Source organism: Methylobacillus sp. MM3, assembly GCF_001645185.1.
Lineage (GTDB): Bacteria > Pseudomonadota > Gammaproteobacteria > Burkholderiales > Methylophilaceae > MM2.
The window spans coordinates 34,014-52,548 of record NZ_LXTQ01000002.1 but is presented as its reverse complement, the minus strand read 5'-3'; the positions used below and the strand labels follow the sequence as shown (position 1 = coordinate 52,548).

Sequence of the window (18,535 nt, the reverse complement as noted above, 5' to 3'; positions counted from 1 at the left end):
ATCTGGGAAATCTCTCTCATACCGAGGTACCCAATGTGTTCGGCGCGCTCGACATCGGCGTCGTCTGCAACCGGGATTCGCTCTTTGCCCGCTACTGTCACCCGCAGAAGATACTGGAAATGCAAGCATGTGGGCTGCCGGTAATCGCAGCGGGAGTAGGCGTACTGGCAGGAGAGCAGGATCCCAGCGGCATCGTGACCTACGCGCCAGAGAACGATACTGATCTGGCAAGCAAAATCAAAGCGGTCTTGGCTGAGGCGAGGTCTGGGGACGACAAAACCGTGCCGACTTGGGGAGGCCGCGCGATGGAACTGGAAAAGCTATTACAGGCAGTCAGTCATCCCTTGCGAGCAGTTGCCACCCCATAGGCGTGCCTCGCCCAACGTCCCGCGCCACCCGCTTGCCAACCAGCACTTCCATGTACTTCGGGGGCAGACCCAAGCCGGGCCGAATGGCGCGCAGGTTCACATGGCTGAGGATATCCCCCGCCTTCATGTCCTGCACAATGTAGAGGGATCGCCGGAACTGCAGGGATTTCTTTTCTGCCTCGGTCGGACCATAGCTGACATGCCCCAGTGCCTGCCACGCACGCTCCGTTTCCGCCACGAGTTGAGCCATTTCATCAGGCTCCATGGAAAAGACGCTATCCACGCCGCCATCAGCCCGGTTCAAGGTGAAGTGCTTTTCGATCACCGTCGCCCCAAGCGCCACACTGGCCACGGCCACCCCCACCCCCATGGTATGGTCCGAGAGGCCGACCTCGCAGCCGAACAGCTCGCGCATGTGCGGGATGGTGAGGATATTAGTGTTTTCCGGGGTAGCCGGATAGGTGCTGGTGCACTTGAGCAGGACCATATCCCTGCATCCCGCCTCGCGCGCTGCTTGCACGGTTTCACCCAGTTCGGCAACGGTTGCCATGCCCGTGGAAATAATGAGCGGCTTGCCGGTGGCCGCCACGCGGCGAATCAGCGACAAGTCGGTATTCTCGAACGATGCGATCTTGTAGCAAGACACGTTCAGGCTTTCGAGAAAATCCACCGCCGTGTCGTCGAACGGCGTGCTGAAAGGGATCAGCCCGCGCGTCCTGGCATGCGCGAAAATGGACTCGTGCCACTCCCACGGCGTGCAGGCTTCGCCATACAACTTGTAAAGCGAGGTACCGCTCCACAGACTTTCCGGATCGCCAATGTGGAATTCGCGCTCATCCAGATCGATGGTCATGGTATCGGGCGTGTAGGTCTGTAGCTTGAGGGCACTTACCCCGGCATCGGCAGCGGCGTCAACAATCTGCAAGGCGCGCCCCAGCGACTGGTTATGATTACCTGACATTTCGGCAATCACGAAAGGCTTGTAGCCTGGGCCGATAGGAATGCCGGCGATCTCCATAGGCAAAGCTACCATACGAGCGTTTCAAACGCTGTTGTCAAAACTGCCGCACTGGAGCGCATGATCGGCATTCCCCCGATGATGGGATAGGCATATCCATGTTGTGGGGAGAAATAGCAGTCTGACAACCGAAGCAGCCGTGAACTGGTTCCCGGATCGGAATATGGCTCCCCGCGACCTTCTGGCAGGCAAAATCCCTTTTGTTCGTGTCGATGATGTAAGCCGCCGTCGGGTTCAAAGGATTGCCTGTCGACTTGATCATTACATAGTCCAGCAGTTTTCCGCCGCTTGCATTGATGGCTTCCGGAAGACCGCGGATATAGCCAAGGCGGGACATCCGCTCTTTACCTTCCGGCGAATTGTTTTCGAAACTAGGCTCGAACAGCACCAGCTTCTTCCGCGCAACCCGCATAAGCTCCTTCATCAATTCCGTTTCCTTGCCGCCGTTCGGTTCCAACGCATGGCTGCTGATCACAACGTCAATGGAATTGTCCATCAGAGGAATCGCGTGGATATCCGCAGTAAACAACCTAAGCCTTCCATAAATGTCCGGCCTAAGTCTGGACTTGGCAAATCGCGCACCATAAGCCACTCGGCTCCAACTGATATCGAAGGCATATATTTCGGAAATATCCATACTGACCTTGTCGACAAGACCAGTCAGCGTTGTGAGTTCGCCTGTGCCCACGTCCAGAATACTATCTCCTGCTGTAAGATACCTGTCTAGAATCTCGGACAACTCGGTGGTATACGATTCGAAATAGCCTGGGTTCCCAGCAACTTGAGTTATATAACTCCCGGCTTGGAGGTCATAGGCTATCTCTATGATTTTAGTTGTATTTTTCTCCACTCCGGCTTGTTTTCTCAGGAATTCAGTTACATTCTCTCCTTTCTGGTATACAGCACGCGCTTCTGCGAAATCAAAAAATGAGTTGTCCATAGTTTTTATATCCTGAAAGCCCCGGAAGATTTTATCGACGTATAAGCAATCTTGAATTCATGATTCATATCGGATTGAGTTTCTTAACATAGAAAATTGACTCGACCCCATAACCCGCCCTTTGAAACAAGCCGACTGAACGTCCATTCGCACCCATCACGTGGGCATGAAGTATTTCCACATCCAGGCGGTTCCGAGCTAACCAGGCTTCTGCGCTTTGCAGCAAGTCGCGCCCGCTTGCCGCACCTGGCTGTCCAGGTACCAGGTATAACGAAATTTCTGCCTTGGCATCCTGGATATCGAAACGTACGACGCCGACCGGCACGGCATCCATTTCCGCGATCAAGAGCAATCTGTTGTGATTATTGAGCACTTCCGAGAACCATACCTTATGATTGTCCCATGGTATTGGCGCGGGGCTGCGGGAAACCTCCCTGATACTAAGATGGTTACGCCAAGCAAAAACAGCCTCGGAATCCTCTGGGCGAGCCATTCTGAGTACCAGGCCAGCACACCCCATCATGCTGGCCACACGAAGCGCGCCTTTGCCGTCGACGGCCTGCATACCATTACGAGAAACGAGGCTCCGCAACTCGCCGTTATCCAGCAACGCGGGCAAATGCAGCGCAATCGCCTGGGCGAATCCCGGTTTACTGTCCGGCGCGTACAACAGACCTTCCGATGCGGCACCTCGGATTTGATCCAACTGGTTTTCCGCCGTGGCAAATGCGATGGTGGGCAATCCAAGGCTGCAAAGTTCCCAAAGCGTCGCCCCCCCCGCCCCAATGGACAGATCCGCCGATGCCATCAGTTCCGCCATCCTATTCGTCTGCACATGACAGCAGTATCCATGCTCAAGGCACATAGCCTCGATCTGGGCGCGTGCCGGATGCTGTATGCCGATCACCACATCCACCCGCATGACTGGCAGCCCGATTTTAGCCAACGTCTGCAAGGCAAGGCTGGTATGGTCATCTACGTCCATGCCGCCGAAGAATACTAACAGTCTGTTTACAGGTCCCTGGCGAAGGGAAAGGTGTTGACGGAGGATACTAAATTCTTCACGTAGCAGTGCGTAACGCGGCCCAAGCAATTGACGGCATTTCTCCGGCACCTTGCCAAGGTATCGCGACTGCTTATCAGGATATACATTCTGATCCAGCAGTAGGTCGCAATCATGCTGACGATTCGCAATGTCATCGATGACGAAAATTCTCCCGACCACTGGACGAAGCACCGATTCCCAATGAATATCCAGCGCATAATGGTCGACGACCAGCCAATCCCAACCATCTCCAAATAGCGCCTCAAGGGTATCCATCGCATCCCTGGCCTGACTGACTCCCAGCCAGGCCGAGTGGTCGAGTTTCCCAAGTTCGACATCTTCCGTTGTCGTTTCGAGCAGTTTGAAGCCATGCGGCCTAGCGTCGAGCATCGCGCGCAAATGGTCTGGCAGATGCCGGGACACGAAGCAGACTTCGGCGCCGCGCGCCTTGAGCGCATCCGCCAAGGTCAGGCAGCGCATGAAATGGCCTGTCCCAATCTGCACGGAAGCATCGACGCGGATGGCGACTCGCATGACCGGTTTTCTCAATTGAGGCGCTTGAATCCGCTGTGGCAGACCGGCCCCTTGAGCAGTCCCGTCACATCACGGCCGTCCTCGCACTCCCTGATGAGAGCGAAGATGGGATCGAGCGCATCGAAATAAGCGGCTACCACCTCGGGCGTGTGTTCGATGCAGGCATAGATGCTGTTGCCTGCCAGATAGCCCTTGGCGAGCATTTCCTGCGTGATCAGGGTCTTGTAGGCGAGTGCAACAGGGCTCTTGATGGTGAACCCGGTAAGCGCGGGAAGGCCCCAATGCTCGAGCATAAGCCCGTGCCGCTGGGCGAGGGCCTGCCATCCCTCGCGAATCCGGTATCCGGTCTGCGTGATGGTCTCCCACGACTGCAGGCGCCCCATCACTTCGAGCGTCTTCAGGGCGGCGGTAGGCCCGATGCGCTCGGTCCAGAAGGTACTGCTGATGAAAGTGGATTGCGCCGCTTCCATGATCTCGCGCCGCCCGATGGTAGCGGTAATGGCGTAGCCGTTGCCGAGTGCCTTGCCGAACATGGCCATATCGGGTTCCACCCCATACATTTTGTGCAGGCCGCCGAAGGTTTGTCGGAATCCGGATGTACACTCGTCGAAGATCAGCACTATGCTGCGATCCGTGGCCAGCTTACGTACCTTGTGCAGAAAATCGTCTTCCGGCCCCTTGTTGCGCGACACTTCCATTTTGATCACGCCGATGTCATGCTCACTGACCAACGCCTCCAACTCGGCAAAATTGTTGTAGTTGAAAGGGAATACCGTGCCGCGCAGGCTTTCCGGTACCCCCTTGGGCTCGAGTCCCGGCAGCAGGTGTCCGGCCAGGTTCTTTTCATCGCCAAGGTTGGCTGAAAGATACCAGTCGTGCCAGCCATGGTAGCCGCAGATGGCGACCTTGTCCTTGCCCGAAGCCGCCCTGGCGATGCGTATGGCGATGGCGTTGGCCTCGCCGCCGGTGCGTGCCAACCGAACCATGTCGGCCCAGGGGTGAATCTCGACTAGCCGCTCGGCCAAGTAGACTTCTTCCGGACAATTGAGGGTGGACATGTTGCCGTCCCCGACTGCCCTGCTTACAGCCGCATCGACTTCAGGGTGGCCGTACCCCAGGATGTTGGTGCCTATGCCCATGATAGACATGTCGATGAACTCGTTGCCGTCCATGTCCCATACCTTGCAGCCCTTGGCTCGGCTGAAATAGGCCGGCCATTGTTCCGGCAGGAACATCTCGGCCCGCTTGGAAAGCAGCATGTTGCCGCCTGGGATCACCTGTTTGGCGCGCTTCCACAGTTTCTGCCCAGTGCCCAAAACGGCACCTTCGTTGCGCATCAGGTTCTGGTTGGCCGAGAACAGCGCAGGCTCACGCTGCTGCAGGTCCAGCACCTGCAGCCAGCCGAAATCCGTGTGCGGGGCGAAATGTTGAAAGACTTTCTCGATCACCTCGAAGTCGGCAGCTTCGTCGACCGTCCAGCGCAGCGCAGAAAGATCGTTGGAATGCTGCATATTCGCTTGCCTGAAGCTGCCAGAAGTGCGCAGATAGGGTGTCACGTGTTCGCGGTCGAAGGGCTTGTCGGTCTCCCGGCTCGCCTGGTCCAACGCATCACGCGTGAAGACCTCGATATCGAGTCCATCCGGGTAAGTCGGTGGGCTGACATTGCTGAAATAATCCACTCCGGCAGCCTTGAATCGCCGTACCGCCTCGTCCACCAGCCCCGGATCGACGAGCGGACAATCGCCCGTAATGCGGACGATGGCATCCGCATGATGCGCCTTGGCGGCCTGCAGGAAACGGTCCAGCACATCGTTCTCGCTCCCTTGCTCTATGGCAATGCCGAGTTTCCTGACATGTTCCACCAGCGGCGCATTTTCCGCGGCGTGCGAGGTTGCCACGACGACCTGGTCGATCTCCCTGGCCTGCTTGAGCCGCGAGAGCAGCAACTCGATCATGGGCACGTCCGTCATGGGTTTCATGACCTTGTTGGGCAGACGGGTTGAGCCCATGCGGGCTTGTACTATGGCGACGGTTTTCATTTCAGCATCCAACGCGAGGGTTCGAGTAGTTTCAGGTTGTCGGAGTATAGATCAGGCAGAGGCAACGGTGGCTGGGCACTGGCTTCGAGGATATCTTCAAGCTGGCTGATGGAGTCGACGCCAACGATGACACGCTCCACGCCCTTTTGTGCCAGAGCGAAGCCCAATGCCGACCGAAGCGCGGAACAGCGATGTTCGCAACACCATGCTGACCAAGCGTCCAGCAGTTCCCGCCAGGGTTGGAAGTAGTCGGGGCGCGATTGTGCGGACATAAGCAGCAGCCCCTGCAGGAATACGGATCGGATATGGACACGCACCCCTACCTTATGCAGACGATCGAGCCAGCCGGTATGGATCAAACGACGATCCAGCACGTTCAAGGGCACCTGAACCAGATCCGGCCTGAACACCTTCCACAAACGATCCAGCTCATCAGGAGCATAAATCGATACGCCGATGGCTTCGAACAAGCCCCCCTGCCGCAGGGAATGCAAGGCCTGGAGCAGTTGTGGACCTCGCTCTCCCAGCAGATCCATCGGACGATGCAGCAACAAAGCGCCAAGCCTCGGTATGCGCAATCGCTCCAGAGAACAGACCACCTGGCTTTCCACCCAGGTCTCGACATTGGCTAGCGTATTCGGCAGCGCCGGCAACTTGGTGATGACATGCCAATCAGCAACACCGTACTCGCCCAGACAGGCCTCGCTGTCACCATAGGCAATTGCCGTGTCCAGCGTATCGATGCCGGCTTGTGCGGCTCGCTCCAGTATGGAATAGGCGGCATGCCGTGGCACCTGGCCGACGGTGTTAGCCACACCGTAGCGGAGACCCAACTGGGCCGTACCCAGAGCCAACCTGGACGTCATGTCCGAATCGACTTCCTCATGCATGACAGGCTCACCCACTCATCACGCTCGTCAGTCCACTGCAATGTCTCATGATGAAATTTCCTATAACCCGAGAGAGTGTAAGCCGGGTGCCACAGGAACATTTGCTTATAATCCATTTTGCGCGACCTGATGCCTTCACGATGGTGGTATGACCGATACGTCGGCGCCTTGGCTTCGAAATCCAGCAGCAGCAGCCAGCCGTTTTCCGACAGCACGCGGTCAGCCTCGCAGGCAATGCGGAATAAATCATTGTCGTCACACAGGTACAGACAGAATCCGAAGATGACGATGTCGAATACACCCCCAGCATAGGGAAGACTGTCCGCAGTCCCCACGTTCGCGCTCAGTCCTTTGCTTGTGGCAACAGAAATGGCTTCACTCGAAGGGTCGATCCCTGCTACCTCGCAGTTCAGGCGATCCCGCAAGTGCGTGAGGCGTGAGCCGTCTCCGCAACCGATTTCCAACACTTTGGCAGTCTTTCCGGTTTCGACCAGCTCAGCCACCTGCAAACAGATGGGATCGCGGGACCAGTCGCGCTCAGCCAGCACCGCCTGATTCCGTCGAAACCACGCATCCCCCTCTGACTTCTTGAATATTTCCTTTTGCTTCATGCCAAAATTCCCTTGAGCGCCTCTGCCACACGATCCTGCATGCTTTCCGTCAGATCTGGGTACAGGGGCAGGGTGATCGCCTCGGCATAATACCTTTCCGCCTCTGGGAAGTCGCCAGGCTTGAAGCCCATGCGCCGATAGTAAGGATGAGTGTGGACAGGGATATAGTGCAGATTGACGCCGATGCCCGCTCTCCGTAGATTTTCAAATACTTCGCACCGTCCAATGCGGGCGTGTGCGGGATCAAGCCGCACGACATAAAGATGCCAGGACGACCTCCGGTCTTCCTTGACAACGGGCAAGGTCAGCGGCAGGCCTTCCAGCAGGCTCTCGTAGCGTGCGGCGAGCTCGTTGCGGCGTACGATGAAGTCATCGATACGGGTCAGCTGACAGAGCCCCAGAGCTGCCTGCAGGTCGGTCATGCGGTAGTTGTAGCCCAATTCCAGCTGCTGGTAGTACCAGGGGCCGTGTGATGGCTCCGTCATCCTGTCAGCATCACGGGTAATGCCGTGAGACCGCAGCAGGACGAGCTTTTCGTAGAGGTCCTGCCGATTCGTAAGCAGCATCCCCCCCTCCCCCGTCGTGATGATCTTGACGGGATGGAAGCTGAATACCGTGAGGTCCGAATACTCACAGCTGCCGATTGGCGCACAACGGTAGCTTGCGCCAATGGCATGAGCCGCATCTTCGATGACGGCGAACCCGTACTGCCACGACAGTTCCCGAATGCGCTCCATGTCGCACGGCTGCCCACCGAAATGCACGGGGATCACGACCTTGGGAATCTTGCCATGCTGGGCCGCTTGCTCGAGCTTGCGCGCAAGCTCGTCAGCATCGAGATTCCAGGTTTCCGAATCGATATCGACAAAATCAACCTTCGCTCCGCAATATCGCAGACAGTTTGCGGATGCAACGAAAGTGATCGGCGATGTCCAGCCCGTATCGCCCCCCCCCAAGCCGAGGGCGAGGCATCCCAGGTGCAAGGCCGCCGTTGCATTGCATGTCGCCACGGCATAGCGTACCCCGCAATAGTCCGCCACCGCCCGTTCGAACCGCTCAATAGCCGGCCCTTGCGTAAGCCAGTCAGAATGAAGCACTGCCACTACCGCGTCGATATCTTCCTGAGTGATGTTCTGCCTGGCGTAAGGAATCATCTGGCGCAGTTGTCGGTCAGGGCTTCGAGTTCCGGCACCGTCAGAAAGTGGGGATTGGTCCCTGAACTGTATTCAAAGCCAGGGCCTACCGGCCTGCCGGGCTCGCCAAGCATGCTCTGGTTAAAATCCACATACGAGTTGAAATTGATAGTCGGCCTGATAACGTAATGGTTGTCGAATTCCAAAGTCAGATGTGCATCGTCGGCCGCCACCATCAACTCATGCAGTTTCTCGCCGGGGCGTACGCCAATGACGCGGTGAGGTAGCCCAGGCGCAATGGCCTCCGCTAGATCTGTAATGCGTGCGGAGGGTATCTTTGGGACAAAAATCTCGCCCCCATGCATGCGCGCGAAGCTGTTTCGCACAAAATCCACCCCTTGCGGCAGCGTGATCCAGAAACGCGTCATGCGGACGTCAGTGATGGGTAGGTTGCTGGCACCCTGAGCTAGGAGCTTACGAAAGTAGGGGACCACCGAACCGCGCGAACCAACTACATTACCATAGCGCACCACGCTGAAGCGGGTGCGCCGGCGCCCCACGATGTTGTTAGCAGCAACAAATAGTTTGTCTGAGGCCAGTTTGGTCGCGCCATAGAGGTTGATGGGGCTAGCCGCCTTATCCGTGGAGAGGGCGATCACCTTTTCCACACCGGACTTAATGGCGGCCGTGATTACGTTTTCGGCACCATGGACATTGGTCTTGATGCATTCCATCGGGTTATATTCCGCGGCCGGCACGTGCTTCAGAGCCGCCGCATGAACCACGTAGTCGATCCCTTCCATGGCCTGTCTGAGCCTAGACAGGTCTCGCACGTCGCCGATGAAATAGCGCATGATCTCATCGTCGAACTCCTGGGCCATTTCGTATTGCTTCAATTCATCACGGGAGTATACGACCACTCGACGGGGCTTATATTCGGAGAGCAAAACACGCACAAAAGCCTTGCCAAACGATCCAGTACCTCCAGTAATCAGAATCGCTTTGTCATTAAACACTTGATTTCCCTGCCATTCCCTAGATTTGAACCATGGTCTTAACATCAGTAGAACATCAACGTTGAGAGACTACTCATAGCCCGTTAACACCGAGAGCCTCGGTCATGCATTCATGCAACCCCTAAAATAATGGATCGTTTCTTTTAATCCATCTTGCAGCGAAACTTTCGGCTTCCATCCTAACGATTTGCTGGCTAACGTAATGTCTGGCTGACGCTGCTTGGGATCATCCATTGGCAATGGCTTAAAGAGTATTTTGGAATGGCTATTGGTCAATCTTAAAACAATCTCCGCCAGTTCCAACATCGTGAACTCTTCCGGATTACCGATATTCACTGGCCCGACGAAATCGGATCCACTCTCCATCATCAACAACAGTCCGTCAATCAGATCATCAACATAACAAAAACTGCGAGTTTGCTGTCCATCACCGTAGATCGTGATATCCCGACCTTGCAATGCTTGAACAACAAAATTGCTTACCACTCGTCCATCATTTGGATGCATCCTAGGGCCATAGGTATTGAAGATTCGAACGACCTTGATATCCAATCGATGCTGTCGATAGTAATCAAAGAATAATGTTTCTGCGCAACGCTTGCCTTCGTCATAACATGACCTAGGCCCGATCGGGTTTACCCGCCCCCAATAAGATTCCGTTTGTGGATGAATTTCTGGATCCCCATAAACTTCCGAGGTCGAGGCCTGCAAAATACGCGCCTTAACCCTTTTTGCCAGGCCAAGCATGTTAATGGCGCCATGGACACTGGTTTTGGTCGTTTGAACGGGATCGTATTGGTAATGAATAGGGGAGGCCGGGCAGGCAAGATTGTATATTTGGTCTACTTCCACATACAGCGGAAAGGTAACGTCATGCCTCATGAATTCGAATTGCGGATGCCCCATCAAATGCGTGACATTCTGCCTACTCCCGGTAAACAGATTGTCAACGCATAAAACCTCATGGCCTTTCTCAATCAGTCTGTCACATAAATGCGAGCCAAGAAACCCCGCTCCCCCGGTTACCAATACACAGGACATATAAAGAACCCAATTAAATTGCCAACTATTGATCAGACCAACACACTTTAACATTAAATCTGTTCTGGCCATCTGAAAAGCTGCAGCCGATGCCCAGCGCCCACATCTGCAATAAGTTAAGTAATGTATTTCTTCTTTTTATCCAAACTTTCCATCAAATCACGAACTTGAAGTAACGATGCATTCACACCCGGTTAATGGCCAAGGCTGAATTCCGACGGTAAACGCACTTCTAGCAAAATCACCCATTTATGTTATTAATTAGTACAAAGATGAGCACGCCGTCGACTTTTGCACTGGAAGTCACAACTCAAACATCGGGTTGTAATTCAGCGTAACCACCAAAAACCCATGCTGCGTCATGACAAACGCAGCTGCCGCAGCCCTTCTCCCCGTCTGACAGACGGATATGTACTCCACATTTTTATCCATCGCTTTCATCGCTTCGCGGATGTCATATAGTGGGATATTCAATGCATTCGGCAATTGCTTGAAGCTGAATTCCTGGGGGTGCGTACATCCAGCAAAACTGCGCCTTTTTCGATTTTTCGCTTGGCTTCATCAAGTCCGATTTCATTCACTAGCGGCTTTTTCAGCAATTCAATAAAATCCTGCTTGCCGAGACGCAACAGTACACCATCTGTTTTCATCATCACGGTAGCATTACGCTTGTTGCCCGATACCAGCGCTTCCTCACCAAATGCACTACCTGCATCGAGCTTGGCAACAATGGCTTTGGCGGCACCTACTTGGGATGAGCGGCTTACTTCTGCAGCGCCACTTTCAATCAGGTAATAATAATCACCCTCGTCACCCTGCCGGATAATAACCTGCCCCGCCTTGACAGGAACTCGCTCCATACGACGAAACAATTCCTCCACATTTGCCGGCGGCAGCGCCCGGAAAATGCCGTTTTTGAGAGACGCGGCATTGAATACACCCGTGCTATACATCCACTCTCCAGCATTACGCTCCTGCTTATCGGATTTGTGTGCGCCTTTCTCGTACCCGGCGAGTTGGTCCCAGGTGAGCATAATATCGAGCAGGTCGGCATCAATGCATAGTATCTGGATGTCCGTCATGGCAACGGCTTCCTTCAGCGGCGCCTTATCGGAAACGACGGGATGGCGGGTAATATCGCTGCCGCCATGCAGTACATCGCTCTGGCCATCCACATAGATAAGCTAAGATCGCCTTTCAACAAATAGAGCAGTTGCTCGCTCTGGACGATATTCATGCGAAAGGGATTCAGCCCTTGGCTCACAGTCTCCACCACGCACATGGCGGCGAGCTCATCCACTCGCCCGGGGGAAAGGGCAGCTATCGGTTCCAGTGTATTAAGCAATGAGGTTTGTGCAGGTTGCATGGTGGGCTCTATCGCAGATTACAAAATGAAGGTCTGTTGGGGCATAAGCGGTTGCAGGTTAATCCCCATTGCGCCATTGCTCACCTGACGCATGATTTCACTTTCCTCGCCTGGTTTGAGGTGCGTGACAAAAATTTCCGGGGAGCTTTCCAGCTTCTTGAGCTCCTCGAACAATAGCGACGGATAAAGATGATGCGAGAGCTGGGCAAGTGCAGCTTCGCCATTCCCGAATGCGGTTTCGATAATCAAGTATTTAAGATTACCGATGCGGTTGAGTGCCTCCCAAAGTGGATCACAGCTTGTCGTATCGCCGGTAAATACCAGGCTCGCCCGACCGCTATCGAGCTGAAAGCCAACAGCCGGGACCGTGTGATTGGCCGGAACTGGCGTTATCTTGCAGCCGTTGAGATCGATGGTTTCACCGAGCCGGATTTCCTGGTGCCTGAGAAAAGGATCGACCTCATCCGGAATCACGCTAAAATCCGGCCAGATTTTCCAGTTGAAAATATGATCCTTGAGGATTTTCCACGTTTCGCAGGTAGCATGCACCGTAATGTGCTTTTCGCGCATGCCGATGACGGTATCTACCAGCAAGGGGATACAGGCAATGTGGTCGAGATGCGAATGCGTCACGAAGATGTGGTCGATAGCCATCATGGCTTCGATAGAAAGATCAGCGACGCCGGTCCCCGCATCAATCAGGATGTCGTCATCCACCAGGATGGAGGTGGTGCGCAAATTGCCGCCGATTCCTCCGCTACAGCCCAATATGCGGACTTGAATTGAATTATTGTTTTTCATTTTTTGGTGAAGGTAAACGCGCCATTCCTGCCCACGCTTGAAGGATGCTCGCGGAAGTAAGCGATACGCTTGAAATATAATTCATAAAGACATCATTCGGGATAATGTTGCTTAAGTAAACCGAACTTCTCTCCGGCGAAGCTCCAATATTACGCACGATATAACGCCAGCGCCTCGCCGTAAAGCGCCCGGCATCATCTCTTAGAGATCTCAGGCAGGTGACATGGCAAAATAGCAATTTCTCTCCCGCATCCAATATCATGACCTCATTGGAATCCCTCGAAATATGCTCCGGCCAGTCGCCCAATGCCAGCATCATCTGGCTACATGGTCTTGGCGCGGACGGTTACGATTTTGCTCCCGTGGTCGAAGCGTTGCAGCCGATGCCCCATACTCGTTTCATCCTTCCGCACGCCCCGGCCGTGCCGGTGACGATCAATGGCGGTTATGTCATGCCGGCCTGGTATGACATATACGGCAACGATATCGCCGACCGGCAGGACGAAACCGGTATACGCGCCTCCCAGTCGCAAATCGAGGCCTTGATTACCGAGGAAAAACGCCGAGGCGTCGCAGCGAGCCGTATTCTGCTCGCCGGATTCTCGCAGGGCGGTGCCATTGCGCTGCATACCGGACTGCGACATGCGGAAAGACTGGCGGGGATCATGGCCCTATCGACGTATCTGCCCTTGCATGAGAAATTCCCGAGTGAGCGCAGTGAGCAGAACCAGCACACGCCTGTTTTCATGGCGCATGGCAGTTTCGACGACATTATTCCGCTAAACACGGCTGCCGCCTCGAAAACCTTGCTGGAAAAACTCGGATACGCTGTGGAGTGGCATAACTATCCCATGCCGCACTCTCTATGCAATGAAGAGATCGCCGACATTCGCGATTTTATTTTACGCGTATTGCCGGACGCTTAACCCAGCGGGATTTCGCTTTCCGGCAATTGGATTTCGACGCGTACCCAATCGTCCTTTTGCTCAATCACCCGGCCGAGCCGCACCTGGCTGTGGTGGTGCTCGGTGCGTAACTCAAAGATGCCACCGGCGATAAACTCTACTCGCGGCAACAGGAGCGTGGATGGAATATCTTTTTCATCATCCCGGGACAAATAAAGCGCGGGAAATGGCGGTTGCCCCTGGGTAGCCAAGCACGCGGCAAGAAAGATATCGGTCGGCAGAAAATCCTGTGGATGTATGCTCTGTGAAAGATTGCGCATCCGCACATACGCTGGGGTATGACAAAGCACTTCAATACCCACATGCCGCTTATCCCCGGCAAGTTGTTTAACGCTACGCACCACGCCGACGACCGGCATATCGGGATTCAATTCGTAATCGAGCGCAATAACCCTGCCCGGCCGCAGCCATAGGTTAAGTTCCCCGCTCACCACAGCGCCGAAACCGTACTTGCTTTCGTTATTGATGGTCCACTTTTCGCCATTGGCACCAGGCAGAACGATACCGCCGGCTTCCAGGCGAGCCTCGGGTTTGATCTCCGACTCGGGCAAAGGGCGGGCGTTGATAGCATCGGGCTGCAAGGGCCGGCCACGGCTGTAGAGCACGTTCTTCACGTGCTGGCATACATTCACGATACCGTTCACCACTTCCGCAACCTTCGCCACCTCATCGCGCTCATCGGTTCTTCGTTGACGGCGATATACATGACGCGACCACTCCACCAGCATGTGCTCGGTCAGCAGCAGACAATCCGAAAACCCAAGGCTCAGCGGCAACATCAAGTCCGGAGGCATTTTGTTCTGGCGGGCATATTGCGTCAGCCGTTCCACCTGCAGCACTACCTTGTCCGTATCCCAGTAGCGATAACTTGGACTTGGCTCGAAATGCCGGATACGCCGCCCGCCGCGGTCTTCTTCCAGTCCGACGAAAAACAGATGCCGCTCTTCCGAATAGCTGCTCTCCAGCGTCAGCATCTCGCACCAGCGCGAAAGCCAGTCGGCGAGGGTTTCTATCTCGACCTTGAGCATGCTGGTATGGTTCAGGGTATCCAGCATCAAGGCCTGAAGATAGCAGGACATCAGCGACGTCTCGGAGCTGTCCGAATAACGCTTCAGTACGTTCCTGGTGCAACCCAGGCTTTCTCCGAGCTGATAGAGTCTGTGCAGTCTCGTCCAACCGCCTTCAGACATGGATTGATAGCGCAAATAGCGCCATTTGGCCGCACACCGCAGGCAGTCGACCAGATTCAGCAATAATTGGGGAAAATCATTGGCGATAGGGGAATCGGGCAAGCGTCCGTCGTAGCGATCAAGAAAGGCCTGATAGGCCCGCTCCAGGACATGATAATAATTGTAGACGGACTGCCACAGACGCTCGTCGATTTCGTATTGCAGCATGGGCGCGGCAATATATTGTTTCGTAAGAGCGGCCACGTTGAGCCGGGCTCGCTCGTCTATCCTGATCAGCGCCTGGAGTGACTGGGCATTGAGCGGGTTATTGTCATCGACAAAATCCCTCAGTCGCTTTAGCACAATATCTTGCGCAATGAGATAATTGTCACGGGGGAGATCATCAAGCCACGCTGTATCAAGGAGCGTCTCTCCCTTGGGCTTGACGAGTGCATGCAGTTTATCGATCAGGTCAACGTTCACTACGAGCCTCGAAATTTTGTTGTCTGCTAAAGCGACTATGACAGATTTCCAAAATATTTGCACCACACGGGCAATTGACCGAACGCAGCTATTTTGTTACGGTTCATCCCCTTCACAGGCCTTCCTTTCATGAGTAAAACCACCCAACCGATCAGCTTCGAACAGGCACTTGCCGAACTCGAAGCCCTTGTTTCCCAAATGGAATCCGGACAGCTTCCATTGGAGCAATCGCTCGCCTCTTACAAGCGTGGCGCCGAGCTTCTTCAGTTCTGCCAGAAATCCCTGGCCGATGTCGAACAGCAGGTACGACTGTTGAACGAAGCCAATACACTGCAACCTTATATCAATAACGATGAGTGATTTCCCTTCCTGGGCTGCACGGATACAAGCCCGTACGGAATCCGTGCTCAGCACGCTTCTGCCCTCCGTAGATGTCGCCCCGCAGCGCCTGCATACCGCAATGCGCTACTCCATCCTGGGCGGGGGCAAGCGCGTGCGCCCTTTGCTGGCGCATGCCGCAGGAGAATTGTTCGGCTCTCATGCAGACAAAGTCGATTACGCCGCGGCTGCTGTAGAGATGATCCATGCCTATTCGCTGGTACATGACGACATGCCATGCATGGACGATGACGACCTGCGCAGGGGCAAGCCGTCTTGTCACAAGCAATTCGACGATGCCACCGCACTGCTGGTCGGCGACGCATTGCAAAGTCTGGCTTTTCAAACCCTGGCGCGCCCCGAATTATGCAAGGATGCACAGCAACAGATGAAAATGATCCATCTGCTGGCGATAGCCAGCGGATCGCGCGGCATGGCCGGCGGGCAAGCCATCGATCTCGCAAGCGTCGGCATCAGCCTGACCCAGCAAGAACTGGAATTCATGCACATCCACAAGACCGGCGCGCTGATCCGGGCCGCCGCATTGCTGGGAGCTTATTGTGCGGAAGCGCCTGAAGACTCCCGATTGCAAGCGCTCGACCGCTATGCCAAATGCATCGGCCTGGCCTTTCAGGTCGTCGACGACATCCTGGATAATCAGGCCGATACCGCTACGCTCGGCAAGACTGCCGGCAAGGACGCCGAGAACAATAAACCCACCTACGTCACCATTCTCGGCCTCGCCCGCGCCAAGGAATTCGCGCGCGAATTGCATACCGAAGCGCTCGACAGCATCGCCCCTTTCGGCGCCGATGGACAGCGGCTGGCACAACTTGCCGATTTCATTACAGAGCGTTCCTTTTAAATGAAACCATTGCTCGAAACCATCGATTTTCCAGCGCAGCTTCGCCAACTGGACCGCAAGCAACTGCCTCAACTCGCTGACGAGCTCCGCGAGTTCCTGATTCACAGTGTTTCGCAAACCGGCGGACATTTATCGTCCAACCTTGGCGTTGTGGAGCTGACAATCGCGCTCCATTACGTGTTCAACACTCCCGACGACCGGCTGGTCTGGGACGTCGGTCATCAGACCTATCCCCACAAGATCCTTACCGGCCGCCGGGAAGCAATGTCCGGCCTGCGCAAGGAAGGTGGCATCGCAGGGTTTCCGCGCCGCGCGGAAAGCGAATACGACGCTTTCGGCGCCGGGCATTCCAGCACATCGATCTCGGCTGCACTCGGCATGGCAGTGGCCGCGCTGCAGGCCGGCTCGGACCGCCGCGCGGTAGCCATCATCGGCGACGGCGCGATGACTGCCGGCATGGCTTTCGAAGCGCTCAACAATGCCGGTGCGATGGACGCCAACCTGTTGGTGATCCTCAACGACAATGACATGTCGATTTCGCCCAATGTCGGCGCACTCAATAATTACCTGGCCCGCCTTCTTTCCGGCAAGCTGTACGACAGAATGCGCCGCGGTACTGAAAAGGTATTGGGCGTGGCGCCGCATATCCTGGAACTGGCCAAGCGCGCGGAAGAACACGTCAAGGGCATGGTCACGCCAAGCACGCTGTTCGAAGAATTCGGCTTCAATTACATCGGCCCGATTGACGGTCACGATTTGGACGCGCTGGTCGCCACTCTGTCCAACATCCGAAAACTCAAGGGCCCGCAGTTTCTGCACGTTGTCACGCAAAAAGGTTATGGCTTCAAGCCTGCGGAAGATAATCCAGGCAAGTTTCACGGCGTGGGGAAATTCGATCCCGCCAACGGCAAAGCCATCACCAGCGGCGGCAAGAAAACCTATACCCAGGTCTTCGGCGAATGGCTGGTGGACATGGCAACCAAGGATAAGCGCCTGGTCGGCATCACGCCCGCCATGTGCGACGGCTCGGGCCTGAATGCATTCCAGGAGCAATTTCCCGACCGCTATTTCGACGTCGGCATCGCCGAGCAGCATGCACTTACTTTCGCTGCAGGCCTGGCCTGCGACGGCAGCAAACCGGTGGTGGCGATCTATTCCACTTTCTTGCAACGCGCGTACGATCAGTTGATCCACGACATCGCCTTGCAGAACCTTCCGGTATTGCTGGCCATCGACCGCGCGGGGCTGGTTGGTGCAGATGGCCCGACACATGCCGGCAGCTTCGATATCTCTTACTTGCGCTGCATCCCGAACATGGTCGTGATGTGCCCCAGCGATGAAAACGAATGCCGCCAAATGTTATACACCGGGTTCATGCTGGACATGCCTTCGGCTGTTCGCTATCCGCGCGGTTGCGGCTCTGGAGTCACTATCGAAAAGACCATGCAGGCCCTGCCTCTGGGCAAGGGCGAAATTCGCCGCAAGGGGAAAAAAGTCGCTATTCTCGCTTTTGGCAGCATGCTTCAGCCCGCACTGGCTGCGGCTGAAAAACTCGATGCCACCGTGGCCAACATGCGTTTCGTGAAACCTCTGGACAACGCACTGGTCTATGAATTGGCGGCAAGTCACGACCTGATCGTTACGGTCGAGGAAAATGCCGTGATGGGCGGCGCTGGCGCCGCCGTAATGGAAGCGCTGCAAGCCGTCGGATCAGCCGTCAAAACACTGGTACTGGGTTTGCCGGACGAATTTATCGAGCACGGTACGCCGGAAAAAATGCTGGCTGCCTGCGGATTGGATGCGGCTGGAATCGCCTCGGCGATTGAGAAAACATTAACCGAGTAGTATACTCAAGTATTAAGCGACTTAAATG

20 protein-coding genes are annotated in these 18,535 nt (G+C 55.3%); 5 read left to right on the top strand and 15 right to left on the bottom strand.

The annotated features are described in order from the left end of the window. Nucleotides 1-368 (top strand): glycosyltransferase (locus A7976_RS14700; protein WP_165601716.1); only part of this gene is annotated, 368 nt, incomplete at its 5' end. Here A7976_RS14700 and pseI read toward each other — a convergent pair. The 14 genes from pseI to A7976_RS15135 form a co-directional block, all read right to left on the bottom strand. Then, nucleotides 334-1,401 (bottom strand): pseudaminic acid synthase, encoded by a 1,068-nt coding sequence (pseI, locus tag A7976_RS04155; RefSeq protein WP_067107577.1) that lies wholly within the window; start codon nt 1,399-1,401, stop codon nt 334-336. The two genes, A7976_RS14700 and pseI, sit on opposite strands and share 35 nt — an antisense overlap. 22 nt (nt 1,402-1,423) lie before the next feature. Continuing rightward, nucleotides 1,424-2,326, bottom strand: a complete 903-nt coding sequence (locus A7976_RS04150; RefSeq protein ID WP_067107574.1) for a class I SAM-dependent methyltransferase — start codon at nt 2,324-2,326, stop codon at nt 1,424-1,426. A gap of 64 nt (nt 2,327-2,390) precedes the next feature. Further along, nucleotides 2,391-3,905 (bottom strand): UDP-2,4-diacetamido-2,4,6-trideoxy-beta-L-altropyranose hydrolase, encoded by a 1,515-nt coding sequence (pseG, locus tag A7976_RS04145; protein WP_067107571.1) that lies wholly within the window; start codon nt 3,903-3,905, stop codon nt 2,391-2,393. A gap of 11 nt (nt 3,906-3,916) precedes the next feature. Next, nucleotides 3,917-5,944, bottom strand: a complete 2,028-nt coding sequence (locus tag A7976_RS04140) for an aminotransferase class III-fold pyridoxal phosphate-dependent enzyme (RefSeq protein WP_067107569.1) — start codon at nt 5,942-5,944, stop codon at nt 3,917-3,919. Further along, nucleotides 5,941-6,834 carry an aldo/keto reductase gene (locus tag A7976_RS04135; RefSeq protein ID WP_205633449.1) on the bottom strand — a complete coding sequence of 298 codons (894 nt, stop codon included), beginning with the start codon at nt 6,832-6,834 and terminating at the stop codon, nt 5,941-5,943. Before A7976_RS04135 ends, A7976_RS04140 begins: the two co-directional genes overlap by 4 nt. Beyond that, nucleotides 6,807-7,445 (bottom strand): class I SAM-dependent methyltransferase, encoded by a 639-nt coding sequence (locus A7976_RS04130; protein WP_067107564.1) that lies wholly within the window; start codon nt 7,443-7,445, stop codon nt 6,807-6,809. The genes A7976_RS04135 and A7976_RS04130 overlap by 28 nt, the downstream gene beginning before the upstream one ends. Continuing rightward, entirely contained in the window at nt 7,442-8,599 is a 1,158-nt protein-coding gene (pseC, locus tag A7976_RS04125) for a UDP-4-amino-4,6-dideoxy-N-acetyl-beta-L-altrosamine transaminase (RefSeq protein ID WP_067107561.1), read from the bottom strand. The genes A7976_RS04130 and pseC overlap by 4 nt, the downstream gene beginning before the upstream one ends. After that, on the bottom strand, nt 8,596-9,594 hold the full coding sequence (gene pseB, locus A7976_RS04120; protein ID WP_067107589.1) for a UDP-N-acetylglucosamine 4,6-dehydratase (inverting): 999 nt from the start codon (nt 9,592-9,594) through the stop codon (nt 8,596-8,598). The genes pseC and pseB overlap by 4 nt, the downstream gene beginning before the upstream one ends. A gap of 102 nt (nt 9,595-9,696) precedes the next feature. Then, nucleotides 9,697-10,635, bottom strand: coding sequence for a UDP-glucuronic acid decarboxylase family protein (locus A7976_RS04115; RefSeq protein ID WP_067107586.1), 939 nt, complete (start codon nt 10,633-10,635; stop codon nt 9,697-9,699). Between the two features lie 303 nt (nt 10,636-10,938). Further along, nucleotides 10,939-11,109, bottom strand: coding sequence for a rhodanese-like domain-containing protein (locus A7976_RS15475; protein ID WP_371440603.1), 171 nt, complete (start codon nt 11,107-11,109; stop codon nt 10,939-10,941). Next, nucleotides 11,106-11,717 (bottom strand): cyclic nucleotide-binding domain-containing protein, encoded by a 612-nt coding sequence (locus A7976_RS15345; protein WP_240483797.1) that lies wholly within the window; start codon nt 11,715-11,717, stop codon nt 11,106-11,108. The genes A7976_RS15475 and A7976_RS15345 overlap by 4 nt, the downstream gene beginning before the upstream one ends. 14 nt (nt 11,718-11,731) lie before the next feature. Then, nucleotides 11,732-12,001 (bottom strand): hypothetical protein, encoded by a 270-nt coding sequence (locus A7976_RS15340; protein ID WP_240483796.1) that lies wholly within the window; start codon nt 11,999-12,001, stop codon nt 11,732-11,734. Nucleotides 12,002-12,019: 18 nt separating this feature from the next. Then, nucleotides 12,020-12,784 carry an MBL fold metallo-hydrolase gene (locus A7976_RS04105; protein ID WP_205633451.1) on the bottom strand — a complete coding sequence of 255 codons (765 nt, stop codon included), beginning with the start codon at nt 12,782-12,784 and terminating at the stop codon, nt 12,020-12,022. A gap of 4 nt (nt 12,785-12,788) precedes the next feature. Next, nucleotides 12,789-13,064 (bottom strand): hypothetical protein, encoded by a 276-nt coding sequence (locus A7976_RS15135; RefSeq protein WP_165601715.1) that lies wholly within the window; start codon nt 13,062-13,064, stop codon nt 12,789-12,791. Between A7976_RS15135 and A7976_RS04100 the strand changes: the two genes are divergently transcribed. Next, a complete protein-coding gene (locus tag A7976_RS04100) occupies nt 13,063-13,728 on the top strand; it encodes an alpha/beta hydrolase (protein ID WP_067107555.1) in 666 nt (221 codons plus the stop codon). The two genes, A7976_RS15135 and A7976_RS04100, sit on opposite strands and share 2 nt — an antisense overlap. Here the strand turns inward: A7976_RS04100 and A7976_RS04095 are convergent. After that, nucleotides 13,725-15,419 carry a hypothetical protein gene (locus A7976_RS04095; protein ID WP_067107552.1) on the bottom strand — a complete coding sequence of 565 codons (1,695 nt, stop codon included), beginning with the start codon at nt 15,417-15,419 and terminating at the stop codon, nt 13,725-13,727. The two genes, A7976_RS04100 and A7976_RS04095, sit on opposite strands and share 4 nt — an antisense overlap. A 129-nt stretch (nt 15,420-15,548) precedes the next feature. Between A7976_RS04095 and A7976_RS04090 the strand changes: the two genes are divergently transcribed. Genes A7976_RS04090 through dxs form a run of 3 tightly spaced genes read left to right on the top strand, consistent with a single transcriptional unit; the run spans nt 15,549 to nt 18,507 of the window. Beyond that, a complete protein-coding gene (locus A7976_RS04090; RefSeq protein WP_067107549.1) occupies nt 15,549-15,779 on the top strand; it encodes an exodeoxyribonuclease VII small subunit in 231 nt (76 codons plus the stop codon). Next, entirely contained in the window at nt 15,772-16,662 is an 891-nt protein-coding gene (locus tag A7976_RS04085) for a polyprenyl synthetase family protein (protein WP_067107546.1), read from the top strand. Before A7976_RS04090 ends, A7976_RS04085 begins: the two co-directional genes overlap by 8 nt. Then, the gene (dxs, locus tag A7976_RS04080) at nt 16,663-18,507 is read left to right on the top strand and encodes a 1-deoxy-D-xylulose-5-phosphate synthase (RefSeq protein WP_067107543.1); all 1,845 of its coding nucleotides are present in this window, start codon (nt 16,663-16,665) and stop codon (nt 18,505-18,507) included. It abuts the gene before it with no gap. The last annotated feature ends 28 nt before the right edge of the window (nt 18,508-18,535 follow it).